The organism is Streptomyces sp. NBC_01268, from assembly GCF_036240795.1.
Taxonomy (GTDB): domain Bacteria; phylum Actinomycetota; class Actinomycetes; order Streptomycetales; family Streptomycetaceae; genus Streptomyces.
The window spans coordinates 3,576,958-3,591,353 of record NZ_CP108454.1 but is presented as its reverse complement, the minus strand read 5'-3'; the positions used below and the strand labels follow the sequence as shown (position 1 = coordinate 3,591,353).

The following is a 14,396-nucleotide window of genomic DNA, read 5'->3' as shown; positions in this document are numbered from 1 at the left end:
CGGCGGGAGCGCGTTTCGACGGCCCCGGTGACACGGCCAGCCTAGCCGGTGACCGATACTTGCCCGTATGGCTTACGACGATCTCCGCTCGCTGCTCAGGGCGCTGGAGCGCGAGGGCGACCTCAAGCGCATCAAGGCCGAAGTCGACCCGTACCTGGAGGTCGGGGAGATCGTCGACCGCGTGAACAAGGCGGGAGGCCCGGCGCTGCTCTTCGAGAACGTGAAGGGCTCCGCCATGCCGCTCGCGATGAACGTCTTCGGGACGGACCGCCGGCTGCTCAAGGCGCTGGGCCTCACGTCCTACGAGGAGATCTCCGAGAAGATCGGCGGGCTGCTCAAGCCCGAGCTCCCGCACGGCTTCGTCGGGGTCCGCGAGGCCTTCGGGAAGCTGGGTTCGATGGTGCACGTGCCGCCGAAGAAGGTGAAGGACGCCCCCGTGCAGGAGGTGGTCCTGACCGGCGACGACGTCGACCTCGACCTGCTGCCGGCGCTGTTCACCTGGCCCAAGGACGGCGGCTCATTCTTCAACCTGGGCCTGACCCACACCAAGCACCCCGAGACCGGGATCCGCAACCTCGGCCTCTACCGACTCCAGCGGCACGACAAGCGCACCATCGGCATGCACTGGCAGATCCACAAGGACAGCCGCAACCACTACGCGGTCGCCGCGAAGCGCGGCGAGCGGCTGCCGGTCGCCATCGCCTTCGGCTGCCCGCCGGCCGTCACCTACGCCTCGACGGCACCGCTGCCGGGCGACATCGACGAGTACCTCTTCGCCGGCTTCGTGCAGGGCAAGCGGATCGAGATGGTCGACTGCAAGACCGTCCCGCTCCAGGTCCCCGCGCAGGCGGAGGTCGTGATCGAGGGCTGGCTGGAGCCGGGCGAGACGCTGCCCGAGGGCCCGTTCGGCGACCACACCGGCTTCTACACGCCGCAGGAGCCGTTCCCCGCGCTGAAGATCGACTGCATCACCATGCGCAAGCGCCCGCTGCTCCAGTCGATCGTGGTCGGCCGCCCGCCGACCGAGGACGGCCCGCTGGGCCGGGCGACCGAGCGGTTCTTCCTGCCGCTCCTGAAGATCATCGTCCCGGACATCGTCGACTACCACCTGCCGGAGTCGGGCGGCTTCCACAACTGCGCCATCGTCTCGATCGACAAGAAGTACCCGAAGCACGCGCAGAAGGTCATGCACGCCATCTGGGGCGCGCACATGATGTCGCTGACCAAGCTGATCGTCGTCGTGGACTCCGACTGCGACGTCCACGACCTCCACGAGGTGTCCTGGCGGGCCCTCGGGAACACCGACTACGCCCGCGACCTCACGGTCGTCGAGGGCCCGGTCGACCACCTGGACCACGCCTCCTACCAGCAGTTCTGGGGCGGCAAGGCCGGCATCGACGCGACGAAGAAGTGGCCCGAGGAGGGCTACACGCGCGACGGCGGCTGGCCCGACATGGTCGAGTCGGACCCGGCGACGGCGGCCCTGGTGGACCGCCGCTGGAAGGAGTACGGGCTGTGACCACGGCCGCGGTGCCCGGCGCGCAGCCGGGACGGACGAAGGCCTTCCTGCGCCTGGTGATGATCGAGCACTCGGTCTTCGCGCTGCCCTTCGCGTACATCGCCTCGCTGACCGCGATGTACCGGCTGGACCAGGAGATCCACTGGTGGACCCTGTTCCTGGTGACGGTCTGCATGGTCGGGCTGCGCACCTTCGCGATGGCCTGCAACCGGATCATCGACCGCGAGATCGACGCCCGTAACCCGCGCACCGCCAACCGCGAGCTGGTCACGGGCGCGGTCTCGGTGCGCTCGGCGTGGACCGGAGCCGGTGTCGCCGTCGTCGTCTTCCTCGGCGCCGCGGCCCTGCTCAACCCGCTCTGCCTGGCGCTCGCGCCGCTCGCCGTGATCCCGATGGTGGTCTATCCGTACGGCAAGCGGTTCACCAACTTCCCGCACGCGATCCTGGGCCTCGCCCAGGCGATCGGGCCCATCGGGGCCTGGCTCGCGGTCAGCGGCGAGTGGTCCTGGGAGGCGGTGATCCTGGGCCTCGCGGTCGGCATCTGGATCGGCGGCTTCGACCTGATCTTCGCCTGCCAGGACGTGCAGGCGGACCGCGCGCACGGCGTGATGTCCGTCCCGGCCCGCTTCGGCATCCCCGCCGCCCTGTGGGGCGCCCGCGTCTCGGCCGTGGTGACCACGGGCCTGCTGGTCTGGTACGCGCTGGCGACGGACGCCGGCGTCTTCTTCTGGGCCGGCCTGGTGATCGTGGCGGCGGCCTTCTGCTACGAGCACTCGATCGTGAAGCCGCACGACCTGTCGCGGCTGAACCGGGCGTTCTTCACCACGAACGGCTTCATCGGCGTCTGCCTGTTCCTGTGCGCGCTGCTGGACCTGCTGGTGCGCGGGCTGTCCCTGTAGGGGCCGGATAGGCTCGTCGGCGTGGAGCAGGTGAACGAGGAGCAGCGTCGTCCGTGGGTCGTCGGGGTGTCGGGGGCGTCGGGGACGCCCTATGCCGCCGCCGTGCTGCGAGGGCTGCTCGCGGCGGGGGAGAGCGTCGATCTGGTCGTGTCGCGGGCCTCGCGGCTGACACTGCTCGACGAGACGGGGATCGCCTTCCGGGACGCGCACTGGCGCGAGGACCTGGCGACGTGGCTGGCGCGGGGGGCCGACGGGAAGCCGGGCACCTTCGACGTGTCCGGTGGCCTGGACGACGTGCGGTACTGGGCGGCCGGGGACCTGGCCGCCGGGCCGTCCTCCGGCTCGTACGCCGTGAAGGGGATGCTGATCGTGCCGGCGTCGACGGCCGCGGTGGCGGGGGTCGCGCTCGGGCTGTCGAAGGACCTGCTGCAGCGGGTGGCGAGCGTGACGCTCAAGGAGCGGCGCCCGCTGGTCGTCGCGGTGCGGGAGACCCCGCTGAACGGACAGACCCTCAAGCACATGGTGGCGCTGGACGAGGCGGGCGCAGTGGTGCTGCCCGCCTCTCCGGCGTTCTACGCGGGGGCGACGCACATCCAGGATCTGGTGGACTTCGTCGCCGGGCGGGTGCTCGACGCGGCAGGCGTGCCGCACGTGCTGTACCGCCGTTGGGAGGGAGAGCTCGGTGGAGCCCTCCGCCCCGCTGATTAGCGCTTCTTGGCGCGCTTCTTCGCGGCGCGCTTCGAGGCGGGGGTCGACTGGTGGGCACGCGAGCGGTTGGCCATTTCCTGCAGCTCGCGCATACGGGCGTAGGCCATCTCGATCGTGTACACGGTGAACACCACTCCTGAAAGATCGTCTTTGATCTGCTGAAAGATTCACAGGGTGTCGCCCCTGTGTACCTTAGATTCTATACCTAAACTCGCGGTATCGCTGGACAATGGAAGGCTTCATACCTATGGACGCCGTGGACAGGCAGCTCATCCAGGCTCTGCGCGAGAACGGCAGGGCCTCGTACGCCGAGCTCGGCCGGCTCGTCGGGCTCTCCGGCCCCTCCGTCACCGACCGCATCAACCGACTTGAGGCGGCCGGTGTCATCACCGGTTACCGCGCCACCGTCGACGCCGCCTCGCTCGGGCTCGGCGTCACCGCCCTCATCGGCATCTCCCTCTCCGACGCCGCCGACCACGAGGACGTGGCCCGTCGGCTGAAGGACCTCGCCGAGATCGAGGACTGCTGGTTCATCGCCGGCGACGACTCCTTCATGCTCAAGGTCCGCTCCGACGACGTGGACGGCCTGGAGAAGACGATCCGCCGGCTCAGCGGGACCAAGGGCGTGTCGCGGACCCGTACGACGATCGTGCTCTCCACGAAGTGGGAGAACCGGGTCGGGGACCTGCCCGAAGAGGGCTGACGCGAAGCGGCATGGGGGACCGTCCCGCCCGAAAGGCGGGGGAGTACGGTGGGCAGGCCTGGTTTCGGAGAAAGAGGAGGCATCCGTATGGACGCGGGGCTCAAGCGGGAGCTGGAGCAGAAGGTCCTCGCCGGTGAGCGGCTGAGCCGTGAGGACGGCGTCGCCCTGTACGGATCGGACGACCTCGCCTGGCTCGGCGGACTGGCCCACGAGGTCCGGACCCGCAAGAACGGCGACGTGGTGCACTTCAACGTGAACCGTCATCTGAACATGACGAACGTGTGCACCGCCTCCTGCGCCTACTGCTCCTTCCAGCGCAAGCCGGGTGAGAAGGACGCGTACACCATGCGCATCGAGGAGGCCGTGCGCCTCGCGAAGGCGATGGAGAACGAGAACCTCACCGAGCTGCACATCGTCAACGGGCTGCACCCCAACCTGCCCTGGCGCTACTACCCGCGCTCGCTCTCCGAGCTGAAGAAGGCGCTGCCGAACGTCTCGCTCAAGGCCTTCACCGCCACCGAGATCCACCACTTCGAGACCATCTCGGGCCTGTCGGCCTCCGAGATCCTCGACGAGCTGATCGAGGCCGGTCTGGAGTCCCTGACCGGCGGCGGCGCCGAGATCTTCGACTGGGAGGTCCGGCAGCACATCGTGGACCACGCCACCCACTGGGAGGACTGGTCCCGGATCCACCGGCTCGCGCACGAGAAGGGCCTGAAGACCCCGGCCACGATGCTGTACGGGCACATCGAGGAGCCGCGCCACCGCGTGGACCACGTGCTGCGGCTGCGGGAGCTGCAGGACGAGACCGGCGGCTTCCAGGTCTTCATCCCGCTGCGCTACCAGCACGACTTCGTGGACATGAAGGACGGCAAGGTCCGCAACAAGCTGCAGGCCCGCACCACGATGGCCACCGGGGCCGAGGCCCTGAAGACCTTCGCCGTCTCGCGCCTGCTCTTCGACAACGTCCCGCACGTCAAGGTCTTCTGGGTGATGCACGGCGTCCAGACCGCGCAGCTGGCGCTCCAGCACGGCGCGGACGACATGGACGGCTCGGTCGTCGAGTACAAGATCACGCACGACGCCGACAACTACGGCACCCCGAACAAGCTGGGCCGCGAGGACCTGCTGGAGCTCATCCGGGACGCCGGTTTCAGGCCGGTCGAGCGCAACACGCGCTACGAGATCATCCGCGAGTACCCGGGCCCGGACGCGGAGCGGCGCGAGACCCCGCAGCTGATGCGCTTCTGAACCGCCGCGCTCCTAGGTGAGCGGCAGCAGCATGACGATCTCGTCGCGGTCGTCGCCCGGGGACACCCGGACGGCGGCCGGGACGCGGCCGACCTCCTTGTAGCCGGCCCGCGCGTAGAAGGCGTCGACGCCGGTGCCGCCCCGGCAGGTGAGCCGGACGGCCTCGATCCGCTCGAAGCCCTCGGCGGTCCGCGCCGCGCGCTCGACCGCGGCCATCAGCTCCAGCCCGTACCCCTTGCCCTGGTGCCGGGGGTGCACCATCACCGTGTACAGCCACACCCAGTGCGTCATCAGGGGGTGGCTGTTGTACGTGAAGAAGGCGGTGGCGGCGACCTCGCCGGCGCCGTCGTCCTCGCGGCCGACGAGCAGCCGGGTCGTGCCCCGGGCCATCCCCACCAGGTGGGTGAGCAGCGCGGGCCGGATCTCCTCGCGGGTGACGGGCGGTACGAAGCCGACGGCACCGCCCGCGTTGGACACGTCCGCCCAGAGGTCGAGCACGCCGTCGCGCAGCGCGGGGCCGACGGGCGGATCCAGCTCAAAGGTAAGGGTCATGGCGTGAATCTATCCCTTACTCGATGGGGTGCTCAAGGAGTTCCGGCCCTCGGACGCCTTCCTCCCGCGGGCCTTCCTCGACAAGACGGTCGGGCCCGGCGGGGCGAGCTCCGCCGGCCGGGTCCTGGATCCGCGGCGGGCGCCCGCCGGGACCCGCGACGAGACCCCGGTCCCGGCGGGCGTCCCTCCCCGTGCTTCACTGGAGGGACGCTCGTCCGGTATGGGAGGGAACAGACATGCTCCGCTACACCCTGATGCGCCTCGGCATCTTCGCCGGCAGCTTCCTCGCGCTGTGGGGCCTGGTCTACGTCGGCGTGCTGCCGCGCGGCCTCGGCGACTCCAACCTGCTGTGGGTCCTGCTGCTCTCGGTGGTCATCTCCGCGCCGCTCAGCTTCGTGCTGCTGCGCAAGGAGCGGGACGCGATGAGCGTCCAGATCGTCGAGAAGGTCGACCGCGCCAAGGGCCGGCTCGAGGCGAACCGCTCCGCCGAGGACGCGGCCTGAGCTGCCCGATCGGTCTCGGTCCGCGTGGCGTAAAGGCCGCGTAAGCCACTTCACATCTCCGCCCCTGGCGGGAGCTTCGAAGGCTCCCGTCAGGGGTTTTCTGCGTTTCGAAGGCGCTACGGCGATCCCTGCCCCCAAAGAACCCCTTTGAGGATCTCAAAGTTCAAGTGTTAACGTGTTCGGCATGAAGACAGCAGTGCGCCTCCTCCATGCCGCGGGCACCCCGCTCGTGGCGCGCCTGCGCGTCGATCTGTGCCTCCCCCGATCACTCGGCTGCGCTCGTTCAGGGGGGACCCCCGGTCTGTCCGCGGTCTGTTGCCGCTAGGTCCGATCCCGGCATCATGCAGCGGTCCGCGCTTCGCGCGCGGGTGCCGCACCCCCGTCCCGTATTTCCCGATACGCACCGCTGGAGTGTGTCCGTGTCCGTGTCCGCGTCCTCGTCCGCGCCCGTGGCGAAGTCCCGCATGCCCAAGGTCCCGTTCTGGGCCCAGATCGTCGCCGGCCTCGTCATCGGCGTCCTGCTCGGCTGGCTCGCCCGCAGTCAGGACATCGGCTGGCTGAAGGAGACCCTGACCCAGGTCGGCGGCATCTTCGTCCAGCTGCTCAAGCTGGCCGTCGCCCCGCTCGTCTTCTTCGCGATCCTGGTGTCGATCACCAACCTCCGCAAGGTGAACAACGCGGCCCGGCTGGCCGCCCAGACGCTGATCTGGTTCATGATCACCTCGCTGATCGCGGTCGGCATCGGCCTCGCGATCGGCCTGCTGACCGACCCCGGCGCCGGCACCGGCCTCACGCCGAAGGACGGCAAGCTGCCCGAGCACCAGGGCAGCTGGATCGACTTCCTGACCGGCATCATCCCGACGGACGTCATCACGCCGTTCACCGAGCTGAACGTCCTCCAGATCGTCTTCATGGCCGCCGTCGCCGGCATCGCCGCCCTGAAGCTGGGCGACAAGGCCCAGCCGATCCTCTCGCTCTCCGAGTCGATCCTGGAGCTGCTGCAGAAGGCCCTGTGGTGGGTCATCCGGCTCGCCCCGATCGGCACCGCCGGCCTCATCGGCAAGGCCATCGTGAACTACGGCTGGGACCTGCTCGGCAAGTACGCCACGTTCACCGCCGACGTCTACATCGGCTGCGCCCTGGTCCTGTTCGGCGTCTACCCGCTGCTCCTCGCGACCGTCGCCAAGCTGAACCCGCTGCAGTTCTACAAGGGCGCCTGGCCCGCCATCCAGCTGGCCTTCGTCTCCCGCTCCTCGGTCGGCACCATGCCGGTCACCCAGCGCGTCACCGAGCGCCTCGGCGTCCCGAAGGAGTACGCCTCCTTCTCCGTGCCGTTCGGCGCCACCACGAAGATGGACGGCTGCGCCGCGATCTACCCGGCGCTCGCCGCGATCTTCATCGCGCAGATCTTCGACGTGCAGCTGGGCGTCAAGGAGTACCTGCTGATCGCGTTCGTCTCGGTCATCGGCTCGGCGGCCACCGCCGGCCTCACCGGTGCGACGGTCATGCTGACCCTGACCCTCTCCACCCTCGGCCTGCCGCTGGAGGGCGTCGGCCTCCTGATGGCCATCGACCCGATCCTGGACATGATGCGCACGGCCACCAACGTCGCCGGCCAGGCCCTGGTCCCGGTCCTCGTGGCCTCCCGCGAGAAGATCCTCGACCTCGCCGCGTACGAGTCGGCCTCGGCCTCCCCGGTCGACGACCTGGTCGACGCCGGCGCGCCCGAGCCGAAGGTCGCGGTCGCGGCCTGACGCCACGCCGTACCGCATGCGTGAGGCCCGTGCCCCCGAGGAGGGGGGCACGGGCCTCACGGCTTCTCCGTCGCCGTCCGGCTACGCGCGCTCGGAGCCGGTGCCGGGCTCCCCGTCCGCCCGCGCCCCGGACGCGTCCGGGGCCGCGCCCAGGTCCTCGCCCGTGGCCGGGCCCGTTCCCGGCTGTGAGTAGAGGATGTCGCGGGCCTGCTCGGCGGCGCGCATCAGGCTCTCGCCGATGAAGTCGACGAAGCGGGCGATGGTCTCCAGACGGGCGGCGGCCGGGGTGTCGGGGCCGAGGATGCCGATGCCCTGCCGCGCCGTCTCGGCGAGCTGCAGGTTGGCCCGGGCGCCGGCGATCGTGCCGTGGTACCAGACGTCGTTGTCGGCGGTGTAGCGCTCGCGGCGGCGTTCGTCGCGCTCCCGGCGGACGAGCCCCTGGCCGTCGAGGAAGGTGATGGCCTTGGAGACGGACGCCGGGCTGACCTGGAGGTGCTGGGCGAGCTCGGACGCGGTGAGGCTGCCCGAGTCGCTGGTGTAGAGGGCCATCAGGACCCGGGCCATCATCTTCGGCAGGCCCTGCGCCATGAGCAGGGTCGTGAACGTCTCCTCGTACTCCCGCACGGCCTCGGGGTCGCGCCCGTGGGTCTGCGGCGCCGCCCCGCGCCCCTTGGGCGTGGTCTGCCGGCGCTGATGGGTGCGGCGCTCGGTGGCGCGCTGGGCGAGGTCGGCGCGGTAGGAGGTGGGGCCGCCGTTGCGCATGACCTCGCGCGTGATGGTCGAGGTGGGGCGGTCGAGCCGCCTGGCGATCTCCGCGTAGGCGAGGCCGTCGCCCAGTCCCAGCGCGATCTGCTGACGTTCCTGCTGGGTGAGTCTGCCTCCCGGCATCGCGTTCTCCCTCTGTGTGCCCTTTTCCTGCTGCCTGATGTGGTCAGCATAGCGTTCACTCCACTCTCATTGCAACGTCAGGCGCGGCTGACGTTGCGTTAAATCCATCTCTGTTGCAACGATTTTAATGCTTTGACCTGCGAAGACCGCATTTCCATGCAACGAAGGTGTTGATGGGATCTCGAACGCAACGTAGCTTTTCCGATGTCGGAAACGCCGACGGCAAGCCGCAGAGCCACAGGAGAACGTCATGCAGAACTTCGCCACCACCACCCCCGTCACCACCGTCCTGAACATCCCCGCCGGCCGCGTCCGGCTCGTCGCCGCCGACCGCGGGGACGCCACCGTCGAGGTCCGCCCCGCGAACGCCGCCAAGGGCCGCGACGTGAAGGCCGCCGAGCGGATCGAGGTCGTCTTCGCCGACGGCGTACTGCGGATCGCGGCCCCCGAGGCCGAGCACAAGGTCCTCGGCAGCTCCGGCGAGGTCGAGGTGACGGTCCAGCTCCCGGCGGGCTCCCGCGTCGAGGCCAAGGTCGCCGCGGGCGAGCTGCACGGCGCCGGACCGCTCGGGGACGTCGTCCTCGAGACCGCGCAGGGCCCGGTCACGCTGGACGAGGCCGCGAGCGCCCGGATCGGCGTCCAGGACGGGCACATCACGGTCGGCCGGCTCGGCGGCCCGGCCGAGCTCCGCACCAGGCAGGGCGACATCAAGGTCGCCGAGGCCCTGCGCGGCGCGGTCGAACTCCGCACCGAGAAGGGCGACATCGAGATCGGCGCCGCCCGCGGGGTCTCCGCCACCCTCGACGCCGGCACGGCCTACGGCCGCGTCGACAACGCGCTCCGCAACTCCGAGGGCGCCGCCGCCGAGCTGAACATCCGCGCCACCACCGCGTACGGCGACATCACCGCCCGCAGCCTCTGACGACCCCCGGCATCCACCCCCTCCCCGGCAGCGTGAAGGAGCACCCCTCATGACCGGCACCACCGACCTGGCCATCGCGGCGCACGGGCTGCGCAAGTCCTACGGGGACAAGCTGGTCCTCGACGGCGTCGACCTGGCCGTCCCCGAAGGCACGGTCTTCTCCCTGCTCGGCCCGAACGGGGCCGGCAAGACCACCGCCGTGAAGATCCTCTCCACCCTCATCTCCGCCGACGCGGGCACCGGCACCGTCCGGATCGGCGGCCACGACCTGGCGTCCGACCCCCAGAAGGTCCGCGCCTCGATCGGCGTCACCGGGCAGTTCTCCGCCGTCGACGGCCTGATCACCGGCGAGGAGAACATGCTCCTCATGGCCGACCTGCACCACCTCCCCAAGCGCGAGGGCCGGCGGATCGCCGCGGAGCTCCTGGAGCGCTTCGACCTCACCGGGGCGGCGAAGAAGCCCGCCTCCACCTACTCCGGCGGCATGAAGCGGCGGCTGGACATCGCGATGACGCTGGTCGGCGGCCCGCGGATCATCTTCCTCGACGAGCCGACCACCGGCCTCGACCCGCGCTCCCGGCACACCATGTGGCAGATCATCCGCGGCCTCGTCGCCGACGGCGTGACCGTCTTCCTCACCACCCAGTACCTGGAGGAGGCCGACCAGCTCGCCGACCGCATCGCCGTCCTCAACGACGGCCGGATCGCGGCCGAGGGCACCGCCGAGGAGCTGAAGCGGATCGTCCCCGGCGGACACGTCAGGCTGCGCTTCACCGACCCGGCCGCCTACCGGGCCGCCGCCCTCGCCCTCGGCGAGGTCCTGCCCGACGACGAGTCGCTCACCCTCCAGGCGCCCAGCGACGGCAGCCAGCGCGCCCTGCGCGTCCTGCTCGACCGGCTGGACTCGGCCGGCGTCGAGGCCGCCGAACTGACCGTGCACACCCCGGACCTGGACGACGTGTTCTTCGCCCTGACCGGCCCCGGCGCCACGCTGCCGGCCCAGAGCGACCGCTCCGCCTGACCGGCCGGCCGGTCGACCGGGCCCGTCCCGGCCCGTCCCCTCCGGCCCGTTCCGGCTACGCCCCCGCTCCGCCCCGTTCCGTCCCGCCCCGTTCCGTCCAAGGAGGACGTCCGATGAGCTCCCTCTCCCTCGCCGTGCGCGACTCGGCCACGATGCTGCGCCGCAACCTGCTCCACGCGCGCCGCTACCCGTCGCTGACGCTGAACCTGCTGCTCACCCCGATCATGCTCCTGCTGCTGTTCGTCTACATCTTCGGCGACACGATGAGCGCGGGCCTCGGCGGCGGCGTCCCGGACCGCTCGGCGTACATCGCGTACATCGTCCCGGGCCTGCTCCTGATGACCATCGGCAGCACCACGATCGGGACCGCCGTCTCGGTCTCCAACGACATGACCGAGGGCATCATCGCCCGCTTCCGCACGATGGCGATCCACCGCCCGTCGGTGCTCGTCGGACACGTCGTCGGCAGCGTGCTGCAGTCGGTCGCCAGCGTGGTCCTGGTCGGCGCCGTCGCCGTGGCCATCGGCTTCCGCTCCACCGGCGCCGGCGCCCTGGAGTGGCTGGCCGCCTTCGGACTGCTCGTGCTCTTCTCCCTGGCGCTCACTTGGATCGCGGTCGGCATGGGCCTGGTCAGCCCGAACGCCGAGGCCGCCAGCAACAACGCGATGCCGCTGATCCTGCTGCCGCTGCTGTCCAGCGCGTTCACGCCGGTCGAGTCGATGCCCGGCTGGTTCCAGCCGATCGCCGAGTACCAGCCCTTCACCCCGGCCATCGAGACCCTGCGCGGCCTGCTCCTCGGCACCGAGATCGGCTCCGACGGCTGGCTCGCGGTGGCCTGGTGCGTCGGCCTGGCGGTCCTCGGCTACTTCTGGTCGACGTCCAAGTTCAGCCAGGACCCCCGGTAGACGGCGCCGGCGTGACGGCATCGCGTCACCGCCGCGCCCCGCCCCAGGGCGGCGTACCCCGGCAACACGCCGGAGCACGCCGCCCTTTCGGCGTTCCGGGGTCGAACGGCGTGCGCGCGGATCTGTCCAAATCCCTTGCGGCGCCCTAGATTTACTCGAAAGTAAGGTTACTGTCCGGTTCTCGACGCCCCGAGGAGCCGCACGTGCCCGTCTCCGAGTCGCCGGTCTTCCGCAGCACGGCACCGCCCTCGCTGGTCCGCGTCGACGGGACCGTGCGCGAGGCGTCCGTACCCGCGCTCGTCCCGCCCGTACGGCGCGGCTCGCTCGCCGACCTCCCGTACGGCACCGCCCGGGAGGAACCGACGGCCGTGCTCTTCGCCCGCAGACGGCCCGACGGAGGCTGGGCCGACGTCACCGCCGCCACGTTCGCGGCCGAGGTGCACTCCGTCGCCAAGGGGCTCATCGCCCAGGGGCTGCGGCCCGGCGACCGGCTCGCCCTGATGGCCCGCACCCGCTACGAGTGGACCCTCATCGACTTCGCGGCCTGGGCGGCTGGACTCATCACCGTCCCGCTCCACCCCACCTCCTCCGCGTACCAGACCCGCTGGATCCTCCAGGACTCCGGCGCCGCCGCCTGCGTCGTCGAGGACCCGGACCAGGCGCGGATGGTCTCCGCCGAGCGGCGCCAACTGCCCTCGCTGGGACAGCTCTGGGTGCTCGACACCGGCGCCGTCGACCAGCTGCGCAAGGCCGGCGCGCACGTCCCCGACGAGGCCGTCACCGCCCGCCGCGGGCTGCTCACCCCCGAGACCCTCGCCACCCTCGTCTACACCTCGGGTACCACCGGCCGCCCCAAGGGCTGCGCCCTCACCCACGGCAACTTCCTCACCGAGGTCGACAACGCCGTCGGCATGCTCCACCCCGTCTTCAAGGCGCTCAGCGACGAACCGGCCTCCACCCTCCTCTTCCTCCCGCTCTCCCACGTCTTCGGCCGCATGGTCGCCATCGGCTGCGTCCGCGCCCGGGTGAAGGTCGGGCACACCCCGTCCGTCGAGAGCGACGAACTCCTCGCCGACCTGGCCACCTTCCGGCCGACCTTCCTCCTCGCCATCCCGTACGTCCTGGAGAAGGTCTTCCACACCGCCCGCGCCACCGCCGAACGCGCGGGCCGCGTCGCGGCCTTCGACCGAGCCGCCCGCGTCGCCGAACGCTACGGCCACGACCCCCGCCCCTCGCTGGGTCTGCGCGCCGCCCGCGCCCTCTACGAGCCGCTCGTCTACCGGCGCATCAGGGCCGCGCTCGGCGGGCGCGTCCGGCACGTCATCTCCGGCGGCTCGGCGCTCGGCGCCCGGCTCGCCGAGTTCTTCGCCGGGGCGGGCATCGAGGTCTACGAGGGGTACGGCCTGACGGAGACCACCGCCGCCACCACCGTCACCCCGCTCGGCGGACCCCGCCCCGGCACCGTGGGCCGCCCGCTGCCCGGCACGGCCGTGCGGATCGCCGACGACGGCGAGGTCTGGCTCAAGGGCGGCCACGTCTTCGCCGGCTACTGGGACGCCCAGCGCGGGGTCGCCCTGCCGTACACCGACGAGGGCTGGTTCCCCACCGGCGACCTGGGCGCCCTCGACGACGAGGGCCATCTGCGCATCACCGGCCGCAAGAAGGACATCATCGTCACCTCCGCCGGCAAGAACGTCGCCCCCGCCCCGCTGGAGGACTGGCTGCGCGCCCACCCCCTCGTCGCCCAGTGCATGGTCCTGGGCGACGGCCGCCCGTACGTCACCGCGCTCATCACCCTCGACCACGACGGGCTGCTCCACTGGCGGCACATGCGGCACAAGGACCACCTCGCCCTGTGGGAGCTGGCCCGCGACGAGGAGCTGACCGCCCTCGTCCAGCGCGCCGTCGACGAGGCCAACCGGCTGGTGTCGCGCGCCGAGTCGATCCGCGCGTTCCGGATCCTGACGAGGGAGTGGACACAGGCGGGCGGACACCTGACGCCGTCCCTGAAACTGAAGCGGGGGGCGGTCCTGAGGGACTTCGGCCGGGAGATCGACGAGATGTACGAGGGCTGAGTCCCCGTCAGGGCCAGAGCAGCTCCCGCTCCCAGCCGCCGCCCGCCGCCCGCCGGTACCGGAGCCGGACGTGCCGCCGTCGCTCGTCGCCCTGGAAGAACTCCACCGCGGACGGCTCGACCACGTACAGCGTCCAGCTCGGCGCCTCGGCCTCCGGCTCCCGCACGGCCCGCTCCCAGGCGGCGGCGCTCGCCTCGGCGAGGGTCCGCGTCGAGTCCAGCACCTCGCTCTGGTGCCCCACGAGGGCGGAGGCGAGAGCGCCGGGGGTGCGGGCGTGGAGGTCGGCGTACGCCTCCTCGGGCGTCCCGGTGGAGACCCGGCCCCGGACCCGGACCTGGCGGCCCTGGACCGGCCAGTAGAAGGTGAGCGCCGCCTCGGGCCGCGCGGCGAGCTGACGGCCCTTGGCGCTGCCCGCGTGCGAGGCGAAGTGCCAGCCGCGCCCGTCGGCGTCGTGCAGCATCACGATCCGCACGTCCGGCCGCCCGTCCGCGTCGACGCTCGCGAGCGCCATGGTGTGCGGCTCCACGGCCTTGGCCGCCACGGCGGAGACGAACCACTCGTGGAAGAGCGGGAGCGGCTCGGCGGGCGCGGCGTCGGGGTCGAAGGCGGGCAGCTCGGTGTCCCAGACCCGGGATGACCGCAGGGCCTCGATGAAGGGCGACTGGCTCGTGTTCATGCCGCCCATCATGAGGCCCC

The 14,396-nt window shown here is 71.2% G+C and carries 15 protein-coding genes; 11 read left to right on the top strand and 4 right to left on the bottom strand.

All coding sequences use genetic code 11. The features are described from left to right. The first annotated feature begins 67 nt into the window (after positions 1-67). From OG309_RS15795 to OG309_RS15785, 3 genes are read left to right on the top strand one after another with little or no spacing between them, the layout of a single operon-like run. Positions 68-1,519 (top strand): menaquinone biosynthesis decarboxylase, encoded by a 1,452-nt coding sequence (locus OG309_RS15795; RefSeq protein WP_329421469.1) that lies wholly within the window; start codon positions 68-70, stop codon positions 1,517-1,519. Further along, a complete protein-coding gene (gene mqnP, locus OG309_RS15790) occupies positions 1,516-2,418 on the top strand; it encodes a menaquinone biosynthesis prenyltransferase MqnP (RefSeq protein ID WP_329421468.1) in 903 nt (300 codons plus the stop codon). Before OG309_RS15795 ends, mqnP begins: the two co-directional genes overlap by 4 nt. A 30-nt stretch (positions 2,419-2,448) precedes the next feature. Next, the gene (locus OG309_RS15785) at positions 2,449-3,126 is read left to right on the top strand and encodes a UbiX family flavin prenyltransferase (protein ID WP_329428343.1); all 678 of its coding nucleotides are present in this window, start codon (positions 2,449-2,451) and stop codon (positions 3,124-3,126) included. Here the strand turns inward: OG309_RS15785 and OG309_RS15780 are convergent. Next, positions 3,123-3,260, bottom strand: a complete 138-nt coding sequence (locus tag OG309_RS15780; RefSeq protein ID WP_329421466.1) for a hypothetical protein — start codon at positions 3,258-3,260, stop codon at positions 3,123-3,125. The genes OG309_RS15785 and OG309_RS15780 overlap by 4 nt on opposite strands. A gap of 113 nt (positions 3,261-3,373) precedes the next feature. On the opposite strand from OG309_RS15780, the gene OG309_RS15775 reads away from it, so the two are divergent. Both OG309_RS15775 and mqnE read left to right on the top strand, forming a co-directional pair. Continuing rightward, positions 3,374-3,829: an Lrp/AsnC family transcriptional regulator gene (locus tag OG309_RS15775; protein WP_132915199.1), complete on the top strand. Its 456-nt coding sequence runs from the start codon at positions 3,374-3,376 to the stop codon at positions 3,827-3,829. A gap of 87 nt (positions 3,830-3,916) precedes the next feature. Next, positions 3,917-5,080, top strand: coding sequence for an aminofutalosine synthase MqnE (gene mqnE, locus OG309_RS15770; protein ID WP_329421465.1), 1,164 nt, complete (start codon positions 3,917-3,919; stop codon positions 5,078-5,080). A gap of 12 nt (positions 5,081-5,092) precedes the next feature. Here mqnE and OG309_RS15765 read toward each other — a convergent pair whose 3' ends face one another. Then, positions 5,093-5,632, bottom strand: coding sequence for a GNAT family N-acetyltransferase (locus OG309_RS15765; protein ID WP_329421464.1), 540 nt, complete (start codon positions 5,630-5,632; stop codon positions 5,093-5,095). A gap of 236 nt (positions 5,633-5,868) precedes the next feature. On the opposite strand from OG309_RS15765, the gene OG309_RS15760 reads away from it, so the two are divergent. After that, positions 5,869-6,135 carry a DUF4229 domain-containing protein gene (locus tag OG309_RS15760; protein ID WP_329421463.1) on the top strand — a complete coding sequence of 89 codons (267 nt, stop codon included), beginning with the start codon at positions 5,869-5,871 and terminating at the stop codon, positions 6,133-6,135. Positions 6,136-6,599: 464 nt separating this feature from the next. Next, positions 6,600-7,889, top strand: coding sequence for a dicarboxylate/amino acid:cation symporter (locus OG309_RS15755; RefSeq protein ID WP_329428341.1), 1,290 nt, complete (start codon positions 6,600-6,602; stop codon positions 7,887-7,889). Between the two features lie 81 nt (positions 7,890-7,970). Here OG309_RS15755 and OG309_RS15750 read toward each other — a convergent pair whose 3' ends face one another. Further along, positions 7,971-8,777: a GbsR/MarR family transcriptional regulator gene (locus tag OG309_RS15750; protein ID WP_329421461.1), complete on the bottom strand. Its 807-nt coding sequence runs from the start codon at positions 8,775-8,777 to the stop codon at positions 7,971-7,973. A gap of 250 nt (positions 8,778-9,027) precedes the next feature. Between OG309_RS15750 and OG309_RS15745 the strand changes: the two genes are divergently transcribed. The 4 genes from OG309_RS15745 (at position 9,028) to OG309_RS15730 (ending at position 13,700) form a co-directional block, all read left to right on the top strand. After that, positions 9,028-9,699 carry a DUF4097 family beta strand repeat-containing protein gene (locus OG309_RS15745; RefSeq protein WP_329421460.1) on the top strand — a complete coding sequence of 224 codons (672 nt, stop codon included), beginning with the start codon at positions 9,028-9,030 and terminating at the stop codon, positions 9,697-9,699. Between the two features lie 49 nt (positions 9,700-9,748). Next, positions 9,749-10,720 (top strand): ATP-binding cassette domain-containing protein, encoded by a 972-nt coding sequence (locus OG309_RS15740; protein ID WP_329421459.1) that lies wholly within the window; start codon positions 9,749-9,751, stop codon positions 10,718-10,720. A 113-nt stretch (positions 10,721-10,833) separates the two neighbouring features. After that, positions 10,834-11,625, top strand: coding sequence for an ABC transporter permease (locus OG309_RS15735; protein ID WP_329421457.1), 792 nt, complete (start codon positions 10,834-10,836; stop codon positions 11,623-11,625). 203 nt (positions 11,626-11,828) lie between these two features. After that, entirely contained in the window at positions 11,829-13,700 is a 1,872-nt protein-coding gene (locus OG309_RS15730; RefSeq protein WP_329421455.1) for an AMP-dependent synthetase/ligase, read from the top strand. Between the two features lie 7 nt (positions 13,701-13,707). Here the strand turns inward: OG309_RS15730 and OG309_RS15725 are convergent, their stop codons facing one another. Beyond that, positions 13,708-14,376 carry a pyridoxine/pyridoxamine 5'-phosphate oxidase gene (locus OG309_RS15725; RefSeq protein WP_329421453.1) on the bottom strand — a complete coding sequence of 223 codons (669 nt, stop codon included), beginning with the start codon at positions 14,374-14,376 and terminating at the stop codon, positions 13,708-13,710. Positions 14,377-14,396: the final 20 nt, after the last annotated feature.

Coding starts and splice junctions, on each gene's coding strand:
- OG309_RS15725 (WP_329421453.1), bottom strand. CDS start 14,376: ATGAACACGAGCCAGTCGCCCTTCATCGAGGCCCTGCGGTCATCCCGG.
- OG309_RS15735 (WP_329421457.1), top strand. CDS start 10,834: ATGAGCTCCCTCTCCCTCGCCGTGCGCGACTCGGCCACGATGCTGCGC.
- OG309_RS15760 (WP_329421463.1), top strand. CDS start 5,869: ATGCTCCGCTACACCCTGATGCGCCTCGGCATCTTCGCCGGCAGCTTC.
- OG309_RS15775 (WP_132915199.1), top strand. CDS start 3,374: ATGGACGCCGTGGACAGGCAGCTCATCCAGGCTCTGCGCGAGAACGGC.
- OG309_RS15740 (WP_329421459.1), top strand. CDS start 9,749: ATGACCGGCACCACCGACCTGGCCATCGCGGCGCACGGGCTGCGCAAG.
- OG309_RS15750 (WP_329421461.1), bottom strand. CDS start 8,777: ATGCCGGGAGGCAGACTCACCCAGCAGGAACGTCAGCAGATCGCGCTG.
- OG309_RS15755 (WP_329428341.1), top strand. CDS start 6,600: ATGCCCAAGGTCCCGTTCTGGGCCCAGATCGTCGCCGGCCTCGTCATC.
- mqnE (WP_329421465.1), top strand. CDS start 3,917: ATGGACGCGGGGCTCAAGCGGGAGCTGGAGCAGAAGGTCCTCGCCGGT.
- OG309_RS15795 (WP_329421469.1), top strand. CDS start 68: ATGGCTTACGACGATCTCCGCTCGCTGCTCAGGGCGCTGGAGCGCGAG.
- OG309_RS15745 (WP_329421460.1), top strand. CDS start 9,028: ATGCAGAACTTCGCCACCACCACCCCCGTCACCACCGTCCTGAACATC.
- OG309_RS15765 (WP_329421464.1), bottom strand. CDS start 5,632: ATGACCCTTACCTTTGAGCTGGATCCGCCCGTCGGCCCCGCGCTGCGC.